Consider the following 14,036-nt stretch of genomic DNA (forward strand, 5'->3'; position numbering starts at 1 on the left):
CTAGACTAGGCCGTTTTTCTTCTGCGTATTACCGTCAATCATATAGTGAAACCAAACCATGCGTGTGTCCGACTTTACCTTTGAACTGCCCGATGAACTGATTGCCCGCTATCCCCAGGAACAACGCAGCGGCTGTCGCCTGCTGTCGCTGGATGGTCCGACGGGCGCGCGGGAGCACGGGGTGTTCACGGATATCGTCGATAAGCTCAATCCGGGCGATCTGCTGGTGTTCAACAACACCCGGGTGATCCCGGCGCGTCTGTTTGGCCGTAAGGCCAGCGGTGGTAAGGTCGAGGTGCTGGTCGAGCGCGTTCTGGATCGCGCCCGGGTACTGGCGCACGTGCGGGCGTCCAAGGCACCCAAGCCGGGCGCCGAGCTGCTGCTGGGGGATAACGAGGATATTCGTGCCACCATGCTGGCCCGCCACGATGCCCTGTTTGAGCTGGGGTTTGACGATCCGCGCGATGTGTTGGCCATCCTCAATGCGGCCGGCCATATGCCGCTGCCGCCCTATATCGATCGCCCGGATGACGAGGCGGATCGCGAACTGTATCAGACCGTGTACAGCTCACGCCCCGGCGCCGTGGCGGCGCCGACCGCGGGTCTGCACTTCGATCAGCCGTTGCTGGACAGGCTGCGCGACAAAGGGATCGAGATGGCCTTTGTGACCCTGCACGTCGGCGCAGGCACCTTTCAGCCGGTGCGGGTTGAGAGCATTGAAGATCACATCATGCACTCCGAATACGCGGAGGTCCCGCAGGAGGTGGTCGATGCGGTCCTGGCTTGTAAGGCGCGCGGCAATCGGGTGATCGCGGTCGGCACCACCTCCGTTCGTTCGCTGGAGAGCGCGGCGGCGGCCAGTAAGCAGGCGCTTATCGCGCCCTTCTTTGACGATACGCAAATCTTTATCTATCCGGGCTATCACTATCAGGTGATTGATGCTCTGATTACCAACTTCCACCTGCCAGAGTCCACGCTGATCATGCTGGTCTCCGCGTTTGCCGGGTATCGCCATACGCTGGACGCCTATTGCGACGCGGTGGCGCGGCAATACCGTTTCTTTAGCTACGGGGATGCCATGTATATTACCCGTAACCCGCAGGCTGAACAGGAGCAGGTGGTTTCAGCCTGATTTTTACGCGGCCCGCCGGCGCAAGCGGCGGGCTATTTTTCGCCCGATTACGGCGGCTAACGCCGTCGGGGCCGGTTTCCCGCCGCGTCGGGTGCGCCGGTAGGGCATGACACCATCAGACTGTTTTTCTGATGACGGAGGTTTGAGTGAAGTACGAATTAGTCAGCACCGATGGACGCGCACGGCGTGGCCGCCTGATTTTTGAACGCGGCGTCGTTGAGACGCCGGCGTTTATGCCGGTAGGGACCTACGGCACGGTAAAAGGCATGACGCCGGAAGAGGTGGCCCAGACCGGCGCCCAGATCCTGCTGGGTAATACCTTCCACCTGTGGCTGCGCCCGGGCCAGGAGATCATGAAGCTGCACGGCGATCTGCATGACTTTATGCAGTGGCCGGGGCCGATCCTGACGGACTCCGGTGGTTTCCAGGTGTTCAGCCTGGGTGCGATGCGTAAGATCAAGGAGGAGGGGGTTTACTTCCGTAATCCGATCAACGGTTCTCCGGTGTTCCTGAGCCCGGAAAAATCGATGGAGATCCAGTATGACCTGGGCTCGGATATCGTGATGATCTTCGATGAGTGCACCCCCTATCCGGCGGACTGGGACTACGCCAAGCGCTCCATGGAGATGTCGCTGCGCTGGGCTAAACGCAGCCGTCAGCGTTTTGATGAGCTGGGTAACAAGAATGCGCTGTTCGGAATCATTCAGGGCAGCGTTTACGAAGATTTACGAGATGTATCATTAAAAGGGCTGGTAGAGATCGGCTTTGATGGTTACGCTGTGGGCGGCCTGGCGGTAGGTGAGCCCAAAGAGGATATGCACCGTATTCTGGAGCATGTCTGCCCGATGATCCCGCAGGATAAGCCGCGTTACCTGATGGGCGTCGGCAAGCCGGAGGATCTGGTGGAAGGGGTGCGGCGCGGTATCGACATGTTCGACTGCGTTATGCCGACGCGCAACGCGCGCAACGGCCATCTTTTCGTCACCGGCGGGGTGGTAAAAATTCGCAATGCGAAATACAAAGAGGATACCACTGCGCTGGATCCCGAGTGCGATTGTTACACCTGTCGCAATTATAGCCGCGCCTACTTGCATCATCTCGACCGTTGTAACGAAATTCTGGGTGCCCGTTTAAACACCATCCACAACCTGCGTTACTATCAGCGTTTGATGGCGGCTTTACGCCAGGCTATCGAGGAAGGTAAATTAGAGCGCTTTGCGGCTGATTTTTATGGTCGCCGAGGTCGTACGGTTCCGCCGCTGGGCGCAGCCGACGCCGCGTCCTGATCCCGCCGTCGTGCGGCGTTAAGGGCGGCAGCGTAGAAAGGTTAGGCCGGTTGGGAAATGGATCCCGACCGGTTTAATGCACTTACTGTGCTTTGGCAGTGTGTTGTTGCTATCTATAGTAATTAATGAGGGATATTTCGATGAGTTTATTCATTTCTGACGCTGTTGCATCTGCAGGGGCTCCGGCGCAGGGCAGTCCGTACTCTCTGGTGATCATGCTGGTCGTATTCGGCCTGATTTTCTATTTTATGATCCTGCGCCCGCAGCAAAAACGTGCCAAGGAACATAAAAAACTGATGGACTCCATCAGCAAGGGTGATGAGGTGCTGACCAACGGTGGTCTGATTGGCCGCGTGGTTAAAGTGGCCGACACCGGCTATATCGCCATTGCGCTCAATGACACTACCGAAGTGATCATCAAACGCGACTTCGTGACCGCCGTCCTGCCGAAAGGTACGATGAAAGCGCTGTAATTTTCGATTTTCCCTAAGGGAACTGCCGTGTTAAACCGTTATCCTTTGTGGAAGTACATCATGCTGATCGTGGCGCTGGTCATCGGTCTGCTGTATGCGCTCCCTAACCTTTATGGCGAGGATCCGGCTGTTCAAATCACTGGCGCGCGCGGTGTCGCCGCCAGTGAGTCAACACTGGTCCAAGTCCGTGATGTGCTTGAAAAACAGCATATCCCCAGCAAATCCATTGCGCTGGAAAATGGTGCCATTCTGGCACGCTTTACTGATACCGACATTCAGCTGCGGGCGCGCGAAGCGCTGGTCGATACGCTGGGTGATAAATATGTCGTCGCACTCAACCTGGCACCCGCTACCCCGAAGTGGCTGGCGATGGTCGGCGCCGAGCCGATGAAGCTGGGTCTTGACCTGCGCGGCGGCGTGCATTTCCTGATGCAGGTGGACATGGATACTGCGCTGAGCAAGCTGCAGGAACAGACCATGGATACCCTGCGCAGCGATCTGCGCGACAAAGGCATTTCTTACTCTACCATTCGTAAGCTGCCCGATCCCGCCAGCGGAGGCGTGGAGATCAACTTCCGTGACGCCGCCGCCCGCGATGCGGCCAGCAATTACCTCTCTCCGCGCCACCGCGATCTGGTCTTCAGCAACGCCGGTGATACGACGCTGAAAGCGGTGATGACGGACGATCGCCTGCGTGAGGCCCGTGAGTATGCGGTGCAGCAGAACATCAACATTCTGCGTAACCGTGTGAACCAGCTGGGCGTTGCCGAGCCGCTGGTACAGCGCCAGGGCGCCGATCGTATCGTGGTTGAGCTGCCGGGTATCCAGGACACGGCGCGTGCCAAGGAGATTCTGGGTGCGACCGCGACGCTGGAGTTCCGTCTGGTCAACAGCAACGTGGATGCGCAGGCCGCCGCCAGCGGTCGCGTACCGGGTGACTCTGAGGTCAAATATACCCGTGACGGCCGCCCGGTGGTGCTGTACAAGCGGGTGATCCTGACCGGTGACCACATCACTGACTCCACCTCCAGCCAGGATGAGTTTAACCGTCCGCAGGTTAACATCTCCCTCGACAGCGCCGGCGGCAGCGCCATGTCCAACTTCACCAAGGACAATATCGGCAAGCCGATGGCGACCCTGTTTGTGGAATATAAGGACAGCGGCAAGAAAGACGCCAGCGGCAAGCCGATCCTGGAGAAACAGGAAGAGGTGATCAACGTGGCGACGATCCAGTCGCGCCTGGGTAACAGCTTCCGGATTACCGGCATTGATAACCCGGCTGAGGCCCGTCAGCTCTCTCTGCTGCTGCGCGCCGGTGCGCTGATTGCACCGATCCAGATCGTGGAAGAGCGGACTATCGGCCCAACCCTGGGGATGCAGAACATTGAGCAGGGGCTCGAAGCCTGCCTGTGGGGCCTGGTCGCCTCTATCATCTTCATGGTGGTGTACTACAAGAAGTTCGGTCTGATCGCGACCACCGCGCTGTTGGCTAACCTGGTGATGATCGTCGGGATTATGTCGCTGCTGCCGGGGGCCACGCTGACCATGCCGGGCATTGCGGGGATCGTGCTAACCCTTGCGGTAGCGGTTGACGCCAACGTACTGATAAACGAGCGTATCAAGGAGGAGCTGCGCAACGGGCGAACCGTTCAGCAGGCGATCCATGAAGGCTATAAAGGCGCGTTTTCCAGTATTATCGATGCCAACGTGACCACGCTGATTACCGCAGTGATCCTGTACGCCGTGGGCACCGGCTCCATCAAGGGCTTTGCCATCACCACCGCTATCGGTGTGGCGACCTCGATGTTTACCGCCATTGTCGGTACCCGCGCCATTGTCAACCTGCTGTACGGCGGCAAGCGCATCAACAAGCTGTCTATCTAAGGGGTTAGGGAATGGCACAAGATTATACCGTTGAACAACTTAACCATGGGCGTAAGGTCATTGACTTTATGCGCTGGGATTACGTTGCCTTCACGCTTTCCGGGCTGCTGCTGCTGGCTTCCTGTCTGGTGATGTACGTGAAGGGCTTCAACTGGGGCCTGGACTTCACCGGCGGGACGGTGATTGAGCTGACGGTGGAGAAAGCACCGGATCTCAATGCGATGCGTGCCGCTCTGGTGAAGTCAGGCTTTGACGAGCCGGTGGTGCAGAACTTCGGCAGCAGCCGCGACATCATGATCCGCATGGCGCCGATTAGCGGCAACGCGGGTCAGGAGCTGGGTAACCGGGTCGTGGCGGTGGTCGAGCAGGTCATCGATGGCAATGCTTCCGTTAAGCGTATCGAGTTCGTCGGTCCGAGCGTGGGCAGCGATCTGGCACAGGCCGGCGGCATGGCGCTGCTGGTGGCGCTGATCAGTATCCTGATCTACGTCGGCTTTCGCTTCGAGTGGCGTCTGGCCCTCGGTGCGGTGCTGGCGCTGGCGCACGACGTGGTGATCACGCTCGGGGTGCTGTCGTTGTTCCACATCGAGATCGATCTGACCATCGTGGCATCGCTGATGTCGGTTATCGGCTACTCGCTCAACGACAGTATCGTGGTCTCTGACCGTATCCGCGAAAACTTCCGCAAGATCCGTCGCGGTACGCCTTATGAGATCGTGAACGTTTCGCTGACGCAGACCCTGAGCCGTACCATCATGACCTCCGCTACCACGCTGGTGGTGGTGCTGTGTCTGTACGTCTTTGGCGGCGCGATGCTGAAAGGCTTCTCGCTGACCATGCTGATCGGGGTCTCCATCGGTACCGTGTCGTCTATCTATGTCGCCTCGGCACTGGCGCTGAAGCTGGGCATGAAGCGTGAGCACATGCTGCAGCAGAAAGTGGAGAAAGAGGGCGCCGATCAGCCTTCGCTGCTGCCATAAGCGATGCGTTGGCCGCTAAGGGCGGCCAACGCAGACGGAACAATCCGCCATTACAGTCCGTAATGGCGGATTTTTTTATACAGCGTACTGCGAGAGATCCCCAGCGCCTGGGCGATGCGGGTCTTATTCGCGCGGTAGCGCTGCATCAGGGTCCATATTTGGCGCCGCTCCCAGGCGGCATAGCTGTCCGGCGACGTCGACTCCTCCTCCGGTTGGTCGAGCTCGGGCGGCAGATCGCCGCAGCGCAGGGTGGCGCCGTCGGTAAAGTTAATCCCCCGCTCGATGACGTTGCGTAGCTGACGAATATTCCCCGGCCAGCGGTAGGCGCACAGGCGGGCCATGGCCTCCGCCTCGATGGCGGTCACGCGGCTGCCCCCCAGCGAGGCGAGAAAAAAGTGGGCCAGCAGCGGGATATCCTGCGGTCGCTGGCGCAGCGGCGGCAGCACAATGGGAATGACGTTGAGTCGATAGTAGAGATCCTGGCGAAAGGTACGCTCGCGCACCATTTGCCGCAGATCGCGGTTGGTGGCGGTGATAATGCGCACATCGATGGGGATCCCCCGGGTATCGCCCAGACGTACCACCGTGCGCTCCTCCAGTACGCGCAGCAGGATCGCCTGGGCATCGAGCGGCAGCTCACCGATCTCATCCAGCAGCAGCGTCCCGCCGTGGGCGGCCTCAAATTGGCCGCTGGCGCCGCCGCGTCGGGCACCGGTAAAGGCGCCTTCGCGGTAGCCAAAGAGCTCGCTGCTGATCAGGCCGCTGGGGATGGCGCTGCAGTTGATGGCGATAAATGGACGGGCGGCGCGTGGGCTGTGGCGATGGATGGCGCGGGCGAACAGCTCTTTGCCGGTGCCGCTTTCGCCGCTTAGCATGATGGAGCTGCTGCCGCCCGCAACGCGCAGCATGGTGCGCCAGGCGCGTAGAAAGGCCGGCGCTTGGCCGATCAGCCCATCCTGCCGCGCCGGCTCGCCTTGGTCGAGCGGAGGGGCGGGAAGGGCGACGGCGCCCGATGGGGAGAGACGGCGGCGAAAGTGGTGCATCATCAGTAAAAACACCGGCGAGTACAGGGATGCGGGCAGCAGAACTAACAGAATATAGGCGCTCTCCCCCGTCGACGGCGTGTGAAGCCAGGCATAGCTGGCCTGATCCTGCAGATCGTGAGGGGGATGCTCCGCCGGGCTGAGCCAGGCCACCGGGTGCGCGGGCGTAATTTGGGCGGCGGCGCTCGCGGCGATCGCCTCCGCTTTGCCATACAGCGGGCGGAAAGTCGGCGCCCACCGTATGAAGCAGGCGTAAATCGGGGCGCATAATCGCGATGCCGGCGCCCAGGGCGTTCATCTGCGCCAGCCATTCGCACAGCAGGCTATCGGTCAGCAGCGGCGATAGCTCCGCCGCGTTTTTACAGGCGCTGAGGGCGCGGTCGGCGGCGGTATCAGGCATAGGGTCTGCTCCAGGAAAGTATCCTGGACAGCAGAGTAGCAAAGGCGTCGGGTGGAGCAGTAGCGCTTTTGGGTCGCTTTATGATCGCCGCCGCACAGCGGACGATCATAAATTTTATAATAAAATACAATATGTTGAATATATACCAACGGTCTATTCAATCACGGGGATCCGCTGCCGCTTTTGCAGCCATAGCATACCGGCAATGCTGATCAGGGCGATAACGATGATGGCGTAGTAGGCCTGGGCATAGGAGCCGGAGCGTTCGTAGGCCTGCGCCGCAATGCGCGGAAAAATCAGGCTGCCGCTTGCCGGTCCCAGCAGGTACAGAATGCCGTAGTTGACGCCCAGATGCTTACTGCCCCACAGCTCGGAGATCATGGCCGGATAGACGGCGTAGGAGCCGCCCCAGCATAGGGCGAAGGTGGCACAGCCGCCCATAAAGAGCAGTCGGGTGTCGGCGCGCATCAGCGCCAGGGCGCCGAGGCAGTAGAGGGCAAAGATGGCGGCCTGACAGGCAAACCGGCCGAAGCGGTCAGAGAGCGCTCCCCAGAGCAGGCGTCCGGCCAGATTGAAAAAGGCGAAGACGGTGACCGTTGAGGCGGCATCGGCCACGTCCAGCCCTAGCTGATTGACCGCAATAGCGACCGAGTGGCCTACCATCACCGCGCCGGAGCCGACGGCCAGGCTAAAGGTGGGGAACACCACGTAGAACGCCGGGTCACGCACCATGCCCCGGGGGGGGATCTCGGGGCCGCCGAGGGGGGCTGGGGTATCCTCTCGTCGTCTCCCCGGCGGCTGATAGCCGGCGGGGGGCGCGGAGAGAAACAGCGCCAGCAGCACCATGGTCAGCAGGAAGATCAGGGCCGACAGCGCATAGAATGCGGTGGGGTGGCTCGGGTCGAAGTAGGCCATGGCGATCGGCTTCCAGAGGAAGGGCCCCAGCGACGCAAAGGCGACGATCGCACCGCCGGCCAGCCCCTTTTTATCCGGAAACCAGCGCACTACGTTGACCACGCAGTTGGTGTAGATAAAGCCATCGGCAATTCCCGCCAGGATCCCCGCGGTGAGATACAGGTGCCACATTTGGGTGGCGAAGGAGGCCAGATACCAGGCCAGCGCCCACAGCGCGCAGCCCGCGCTGATGACGATACGCGGCCCGAATCTGTCCATCATGCGCCCGGCGAAGGGCGCCGTAAGGCCAATAAAGATCAGCAGAAGCGAATAGACCAGCACGATCTGGGAGATGGTGGCGCCGGGGATATAGGCCAGCAGCGGCTGCTGGAACAGACTCCAGATATTGATATAGGACACTTGGCACAGAATAACCCCTGAGGCCAGTAAAATAAGCCAGCGTTGCATAGCACCTCCCTGTCAGTGTGTCATACGGTGAATCCGGTTAGGGAATGATCCGCTCCTGCTCTACGAGATAGGTCGAGACGGCCTGCAGGAAGCTGTGGGCATGGCGCTGCGCCCGCTGTCCGGCTTCGGAAGCGAAATCGGCCTCCAGGGCCGCCAGATCGTCGAAGTAGAGTTCGACAATGCCGTCAATGGCGACCTCATCGTAGGCGCAGGGACGTCCTGCGACGCTGCGCCCCAGGATCAGGCTTTGCTGATAGCCCCGTACTCCCTGAAAACGACGGAGATAATCACCGTGGATATCCCACCACTCATGGCGGAACCGTTCGGGGGACATCTCCGGGCGCCGCTGAATAAAAGAGATGCGTTTGAGGCGTGGGGGAAGAGGGGCTGGCGTGGGGATGATGTTGTTCTTGAGCGTGATCAGGCGGATTGGCGGCTGGGCCGGATCGATCTCACCCATGAGGGATTGCCGTACCGGATCGTCGTAAGCCTGCATCAGCTGAAACAGATCATCGCACGCCATTTCTATAAAAAGATTGGCATCGACGGGACAGCGTGGAAAGTCGACGCCGCGCTGCGCGGTGTCTATCACGCGATGGCGCACCAGACGACGTAGCGTCGGGTACGACGGCGCCGCGCTGGCCGGATCTTGTCCGGCAAGGGGACGCGTTTCGGGTGTTGACGGGGGGCTGCGCATGAGCAATTCCCAACTGGTGATCATGTGGCGCTCTCCTGTGACGCGCTGCCTGCGATAGGCGCGGTTTCAACGAGGAAGGTGGTCATGCTGGCAATAAAGGTCTGTCCGTGGGCGGCGATCTGTGCATAGGTCGGTGAGGCAAAGCTGGCTTCCAGACTGGCCAGATCGGCAAACCAGAGCTCAACAACGCCGTCATAGGGGTAGTCGTCATACGGCGCGGATACGCCATCCACCAGACGATCCAGAATAATGTTCTGGTTATAGCCGATGACGCCGGGCATGCGTTTGACCATCTCGGCATGAGGGCCAAACCACGCGTTTTGAAACTGCTCTGCGCTTATCTCGGGTCGACGACGCAGGAAGGTGATGCGTTTAATCCCGGCGGCGGGGCTGGGTAAGGTGACGACTTCATGCTTGAGTAAGATCACCACGGGACATACCTGAGTAAACCGGGCCAGATCGGCCTGGGCAGCCTCCGCTTGCGAGGTTATTCCGCGCTGCATGGCGTGCAAATCGTCAAACCACAGTTCGGAAAAACCGTCGGCTTTTAGCGTTTCATGCTCATCGTGGGCGAATTGGATACCGTGTTGGCGGCAATCGACGACCCGGTTTTGCTGGTAGCGGCGGATCCCCGTCATGGCACAGACGATCGGGGCGTGTACCTCACGCCAGTGGTGAAGAAACTGTTCACGGCTGAGATCCTGCCGCCGCGAAACGATCCCCATGCGTGTAATCATGATGCGATCTCCATCGTTGAGGGTCAGTGGGTGGTATAGCCGCTGTCAACGATGTAGCTATCACCGTGGACATAGGCGGCGCGATCCGAGGCGAGAAACAGCATCACGGCGGTGATCTCCTCTGGATGGGCGAAGCGGCCAACGCTGTACTTTTGCAGCATGCGCTGGTACTTCTCGGGGTTGCTGCGCGTGGCTTCGGTCAGCGGCGTAATGGCGGATCCGGGACATACGGCGTTGACCCGAATGCCGTGGGGGGCCAGCTCCAGCGACATCAGGCGGGTCAGCTGTACAACGCCGGCTTTGCTGGGGCCATAGGCGGCGGAGTATGGCGTGGCGCGCAGAGCGCCTATCGACGCCGTGTTGACGATGGTGCCGCGGATCCCCAGGCGTATCATTTCGCGGGCCACCGCCTGCCCGACCCAAAAGCAGCCGTTCAGATTGATGTCGATAACCCTGCGCCACGCCGCCTCGGTGATCTCCATCAATGGGGTAAAAATGCCGATGCCGGCGTGGTTAAACAGAATATCGATGCGGCCAAAATGTGCGACCACGTCGCTGACCATGCGGATGACCGCGGCCCGATCGCTGACGTCGCAGGGGAAGGGAAAGGCGCGCTCGGGCAGGCTATCGCACAGCGCCTGCGTCGCCAGCGCATCGCTATCGGCGATGGCGATTCGGGCGCCTTCGTCTGCCAGGCGCCGAACCAGGTTTTCCCCCAGCCCGCTGGCGCCGCCGGTGACCAGCACAATCTTGTCGTTAAAGCGTGTCATGAGATGACTCTCCTCAGCGTAGGGGGCTACTGAACGCGGTAGCCGCCGTCGACGTAATAGCACGCGCCGTTGATAAAGCTGGCTTCGTCGCTGGCCAGGAACAGCGCCACGGCGGCGATCTCGTCCGGCTCGCCGTAGCGCTGATCCACCAGCTTGGACATGAACATGGCCCTGCGCTGCGGATTCGCGCGGCTTTGCGCGGTCATGTCGGTTCGCGTGGCGCCCGGGCCAAAGGCATTCACGCGAATGCCATGCTGGGCCAGCTCCAGCGCCATGACCCGGGTTAACTGCATCACCGCGCCCTTGGACGCGGCGTAGGCGGCGGTGGTGGGGGAGACTAACTCACAGGCGATCGAGGCCGTATTGACGATGGCGCCACGGGTGCCGCGCTCCACCATGGCGCGGGCGACGGCCTGGCCCAGCAGAAACATGCCCTTGACGTTGACGTTGAAGGTGGTTTCCCAGCTTTGCTCGCTCTCTTCTAAAAACAGGTTGTAACGGCAGATTCCGGCGTTGTTGAACAGCAGATCGATATGGCCGTAGCGCTCCAGCGTCAGCGCGATCAGCTGCGCGACGTCCCGCTGACGACTGACGTCCGTCGGAACGGCGAGCACCCGTTCTCCCAGCGTTGCCTGTGCGTCGGCGAGCGCCTCCGGCTGCCAGTCGGCGATCACCACCGCCTCGGCGCCCTCCTGCAGCAGGCCGCAGACGATCGCTTTGCCAATGCCCTGTGCGCCGCCGGAGACAATGGCGACCTTCCCTGCAAAACGCGACATAGCACACCTCCTGTGCGGTAAGCGCGGGATTCCGGCGGCGCGTCTGCGCCGCTGCGGAGCCCGCCGTACACGGTAAGCAAGGTCTGTACCAGCCGGGCTATGGCGTGAGGCGCCGCCGACGGCGGCGATGGCGGGTAAGAAGAGGAGCGGATTTTTGCTCTGTATGTCTAAAAACGTCCATATTTGTCGAGCGGCTACTGGTCAAAACGCAACGCTTGGGCGTTTGCGCCGGCGCCGGGTGCGGCGGTGGTCCGCGGGGCCGGCGTACGAGAGGGGGCGGCCCCGCTGGCGTGGCGTACATATTGCATTCGTCTTACCGCTGTCCGCGCTGGGCGGCACCCATATCGCCCGCTGTTTACCGTAAGGGGAATTCCATGGCCGACTACACACATCTGCTCTCACCGCTGGCGCTGACGCCCACGCTGTCGCTGAAAAACCGCATCATGAAGTCACCGCAGTCCACGATGTACTGGGGAGAGGAGTATGCGATGAGCGATCGGGTGGTGGATTTTTACGAAAGCATTGCCCAGGGCGGCGCGGGGATGATCGTGATCGCCGGGATCCTGTGGTATCCGGCCCACCCCGGCGGGGTCTACGGCGCGCTGTTTGACGATCGGTATATCGCCGGGATGAGACGGCTGGTGGAGGCCCTGCACCGCCACGACTGCGTGGTGTTTTGTCAGTTTCACCACACCGGTCCCTCGGCGCCAAGCGATGAGCACGGCGGCCCTCCCTTTGGCGCCGCCGCGCTGGAGCAGGCGGCGCTGCCTTCGCCCGCCCCCTATCTGCATGCCAGCCGCGGCGTCACCCGGGATGAGATAGCCATGCACCGCGAGCGCTATATTGCGGCGGCAGTACGCGCCTATCAGGCGGGGTTCGACGGGGTCGAGGTGCACGGCGCCCACGGTTATTTTCTGCAAAGCTTTCTCAGCCGGGTGTGGAATCGGCGCGAGGACGAGTATGGTTGCCAGAGCATTGAAAACCGCACCCGGCTGATGGTGGAGATCATTCGGGGTATCAAGGCCAGGCTGGGGGAGGATTTTCCGGTCGGCGTGCGCATTAACGGTGAGGAGTTTATGGCGCAGGGGGCGATGACGCTGGAGGAGTCTATCCAGATAGCCCAGGCGCTGGAGCGGGCGGGCGCCTGCTATATCAGCGTGAGCGGCTATGGGTTTGGTCCGCTACCGATGACCTATGTGCCGGACTATTTTCCCTATCCGGAGCCGGAGCCCGCGATGCGCCCCTATATGGCGCGCTACCGGCATGACGGGCTCTATGCCGTTGGTGCGGCGGCGATCAAGCCTCACGTCGGGATTCCGGTGGTGGCGGTCGGGCGGATGGATGAGCAGCGCGGGGAGAGGCTGCTGCAGGAAGGGAAGGCGGATATCATCGCCTATGGCCGTATGCTGTGGGCCGATCCGGCCTTTCCCAATAAGCTGCGGGAGGGGCGGTCTCTCGATATCGTGCGCTGTAACCGCTGCGCCACCTGTGAGGATCCCCCGCGCGCCGCGCGCCGCTGTCGGGTGAATCCGGCGCTGGGTCGCGAGCACGCGCTGGCCATTCACCCGGCCGTACAGGCCAGGCACATTCTGGTGATCGGCGCTGGCCCCGCCGGAATGGAGGCCGCGCGGGTGGCAGCGCTACGCGGTCATCAGGTAACGCTGTGCGACGCGGCGCCGCGCCTGGGGGGGCGGCTGTGGCTGGCCGCGATGATCAAAGGGGCGGAGGTCGAGGATGTGCAGCCGCTGCTGCACTATCTGACGCGTCAGGTGCAGCGCGGCGCCGGCATTGAGATCCGCTTGAATCAGTCCATGAGCGTCGAAGCGGTCGCCGCCCTAAAGCCGGATGCCGTGGTGGTGGCGACCGGGGGTAACTATGCGCTGCCGGATATTCCCGGTATTCAGCGCTGGAATGTCCGGGGGGTCAAGTCACTGGCGCGTCTGGCGGCCTGGCCGCTGCGCGTGTTTGGTCCGGATCTGCTTAATCGGCTGAGTCGGATCGCGCTGCCGCTGGGATCGCGTGTTGTGATCCTCGGCGGGCAGATCGAGGGTATCCAGGGGGCTGTCTTTCTTGCCAAGCGCGGCAAACGGGTCACCGTACTGGAGCCTTCGGCGCAGCTGGGCGAGGGGATACCGCCCCGCTATCGGGAGCGTGCGCTGGCCTGGCTGCGGCAGCATCCGCGGGTCACGCTGCATACCGGCGTACGCTGGCAGCGCATTGATCGGGAGGGTGTTCATATCGTCACGGAGGCGGGCGTCGCCCGCTGCGAGCCCTGTCATTCGGTGCTGGTGCTGACCCGGCAGAGCCCGGCGACCGAACTGGCCGATGCCCTGCGCGCGCGTGGAATAGAGGTACATACGATCGGCTCGATCAACGGCGCTCGACACAGCCTGATCGTCGATGCCCTGGCACAGGGGCGGGAGGTCGGCGTGCTCCTGTAAATATGGCAGAGCGGCGTCCGCTGTGGGCGCCTTTTTCTGTCTGTTGACCCCCGGC

The 14,036-nt window shown here is 61.6% G+C and carries 12 protein-coding genes; 6 read left to right on the forward strand and 6 right to left on the reverse strand.

Annotation, left to right across the window (positions count from 1 at the left end):
* Nucleotides 1-58 precede the first annotated feature (58 nt).
* The 5 genes from queA (at nt 59) to secF (ending at nt 5,755) form a co-directional block, all read left to right on the forward strand.
* Nucleotides 59-1,132: a tRNA preQ1(34) S-adenosylmethionine ribosyltransferase-isomerase QueA gene (queA, locus tag BRD58_RS05200; RefSeq protein ID WP_073381896.1), complete on the forward strand. Its 1,074-nt coding sequence runs from the start codon at nt 59-61 to the stop codon at nt 1,130-1,132.
* A 146-nt stretch (nt 1,133-1,278) separates the two neighbouring features.
* Nucleotides 1,279-2,418 (forward strand): tRNA guanosine(34) transglycosylase Tgt, encoded by a 1,140-nt coding sequence (tgt, locus tag BRD58_RS05205; protein WP_012847823.1) that lies wholly within the window; start codon nt 1,279-1,281, stop codon nt 2,416-2,418.
* A gap of 140 nt (nt 2,419-2,558) precedes the next feature.
* The gene (gene yajC / locus BRD58_RS05210; RefSeq protein ID WP_012847824.1) at nt 2,559-2,891 is read left to right on the forward strand and encodes a preprotein translocase subunit YajC; all 333 of its coding nucleotides are present in this window, start codon (nt 2,559-2,561) and stop codon (nt 2,889-2,891) included.
* A gap of 27 nt (nt 2,892-2,918) precedes the next feature.
* Entirely contained in the window at nt 2,919-4,775 is a 1,857-nt protein-coding gene (secD, locus tag BRD58_RS05215) for a protein translocase subunit SecD (RefSeq protein WP_071890259.1), read from the forward strand.
* 11 nt (nt 4,776-4,786) lie between these two features.
* A complete protein-coding gene (secF, locus tag BRD58_RS05220; RefSeq protein ID WP_012847826.1) occupies nt 4,787-5,755 on the forward strand; it encodes a protein translocase subunit SecF in 969 nt (322 codons plus the stop codon).
* A 50-nt stretch (nt 5,756-5,805) separates the two neighbouring features.
* Here the strand turns inward: secF and BRD58_RS05225 are convergent, their stop codons facing one another.
* From BRD58_RS05225 to BRD58_RS05250, 6 genes are all read right to left on the reverse strand, one after another.
* The gene (locus BRD58_RS05225) at nt 5,806-6,951 is read right to left on the reverse strand and encodes a sigma-54 interaction domain-containing protein (RefSeq protein ID WP_236721573.1); all 1,146 of its coding nucleotides are present in this window, start codon (nt 6,949-6,951) and stop codon (nt 5,806-5,808) included.
* A gap of 400 nt (nt 6,952-7,351) precedes the next feature.
* Nucleotides 7,352-8,560, reverse strand: a complete 1,209-nt coding sequence (locus tag BRD58_RS05230; protein ID WP_069578315.1) for an OFA family MFS transporter — start codon at nt 8,558-8,560, stop codon at nt 7,352-7,354.
* A 37-nt stretch (nt 8,561-8,597) separates the two neighbouring features.
* On the reverse strand, nt 8,598-9,281 hold the full coding sequence (locus BRD58_RS05235) for an EthD family reductase (protein WP_069578316.1): 684 nt from the start codon (nt 9,279-9,281) through the stop codon (nt 8,598-8,600).
* Nucleotides 9,278-9,994 (reverse strand): EthD family reductase, encoded by a 717-nt coding sequence (locus BRD58_RS05240; protein WP_069578317.1) that lies wholly within the window; start codon nt 9,992-9,994, stop codon nt 9,278-9,280. Before BRD58_RS05240 ends, BRD58_RS05235 begins: the two co-directional genes overlap by 4 nt.
* Before the next feature lie 23 nt (nt 9,995-10,017).
* A complete protein-coding gene (locus tag BRD58_RS05245; protein ID WP_015461109.1) occupies nt 10,018-10,764 on the reverse strand; it encodes an SDR family NAD(P)-dependent oxidoreductase in 747 nt (248 codons plus the stop codon).
* A gap of 26 nt (nt 10,765-10,790) precedes the next feature.
* Nucleotides 10,791-11,540, reverse strand: coding sequence for an SDR family NAD(P)-dependent oxidoreductase (locus tag BRD58_RS05250; RefSeq protein ID WP_069578318.1), 750 nt, complete (start codon nt 11,538-11,540; stop codon nt 10,791-10,793).
* Between the two features lie 374 nt (nt 11,541-11,914).
* Between BRD58_RS05250 and BRD58_RS05255 the strand changes: the two genes are divergently transcribed.
* Nucleotides 11,915-13,981 carry an NAD(P)/FAD-dependent oxidoreductase gene (locus tag BRD58_RS05255; protein WP_073381901.1) on the forward strand — a complete coding sequence of 689 codons (2,067 nt, stop codon included), beginning with the start codon at nt 11,915-11,917 and terminating at the stop codon, nt 13,979-13,981.
* Nucleotides 13,982-14,036: the final 55 nt, after the last annotated feature.

The sequence above is a fragment of the Edwardsiella piscicida genome, assembly GCF_001896205.1.
Taxonomy (GTDB): domain Bacteria; phylum Pseudomonadota; class Gammaproteobacteria; order Enterobacterales; family Enterobacteriaceae; genus Edwardsiella; species Edwardsiella piscicida.

Bases quoted from the DNA above. Each gene is read 5' to 3' on its own strand.
- queA (WP_073381896.1), top strand. From the start codon at position 59: ATGCGTGTGTCCGACTTTACCTTTGAACTGCCCGATGAACTGATTGCC.
- yajC (WP_012847824.1), top strand. From the start codon at position 2,559: ATGAGTTTATTCATTTCTGACGCTGTTGCATCTGCAGGGGCTCCGGCG.
- secF (WP_012847826.1), top strand. From the start codon at position 4,787: ATGGCACAAGATTATACCGTTGAACAACTTAACCATGGGCGTAAGGTC.
- BRD58_RS05230 (WP_069578315.1), bottom strand. From the start codon at position 8,560: ATGCAACGCTGGCTTATTTTACTGGCCTCAGGGGTTATTCTGTGCCAA.
- BRD58_RS05235 (WP_069578316.1), bottom strand. From the start codon at position 9,281: ATGATCACCAGTTGGGAATTGCTCATGCGCAGCCCCCCGTCAACACCC.
- BRD58_RS05240 (WP_069578317.1), bottom strand. From the start codon at position 9,994: ATGATTACACGCATGGGGATCGTTTCGCGGCGGCAGGATCTCAGCCGT.
- BRD58_RS05245 (WP_015461109.1), bottom strand. From the start codon at position 10,764: ATGACACGCTTTAACGACAAGATTGTGCTGGTCACCGGCGGCGCCAGC.
- BRD58_RS05250 (WP_069578318.1), bottom strand. From the start codon at position 11,540: ATGTCGCGTTTTGCAGGGAAGGTCGCCATTGTCTCCGGCGGCGCACAG.
- BRD58_RS05255 (WP_073381901.1), top strand. From the start codon at position 11,915: ATGGCCGACTACACACATCTGCTCTCACCGCTGGCGCTGACGCCCACG.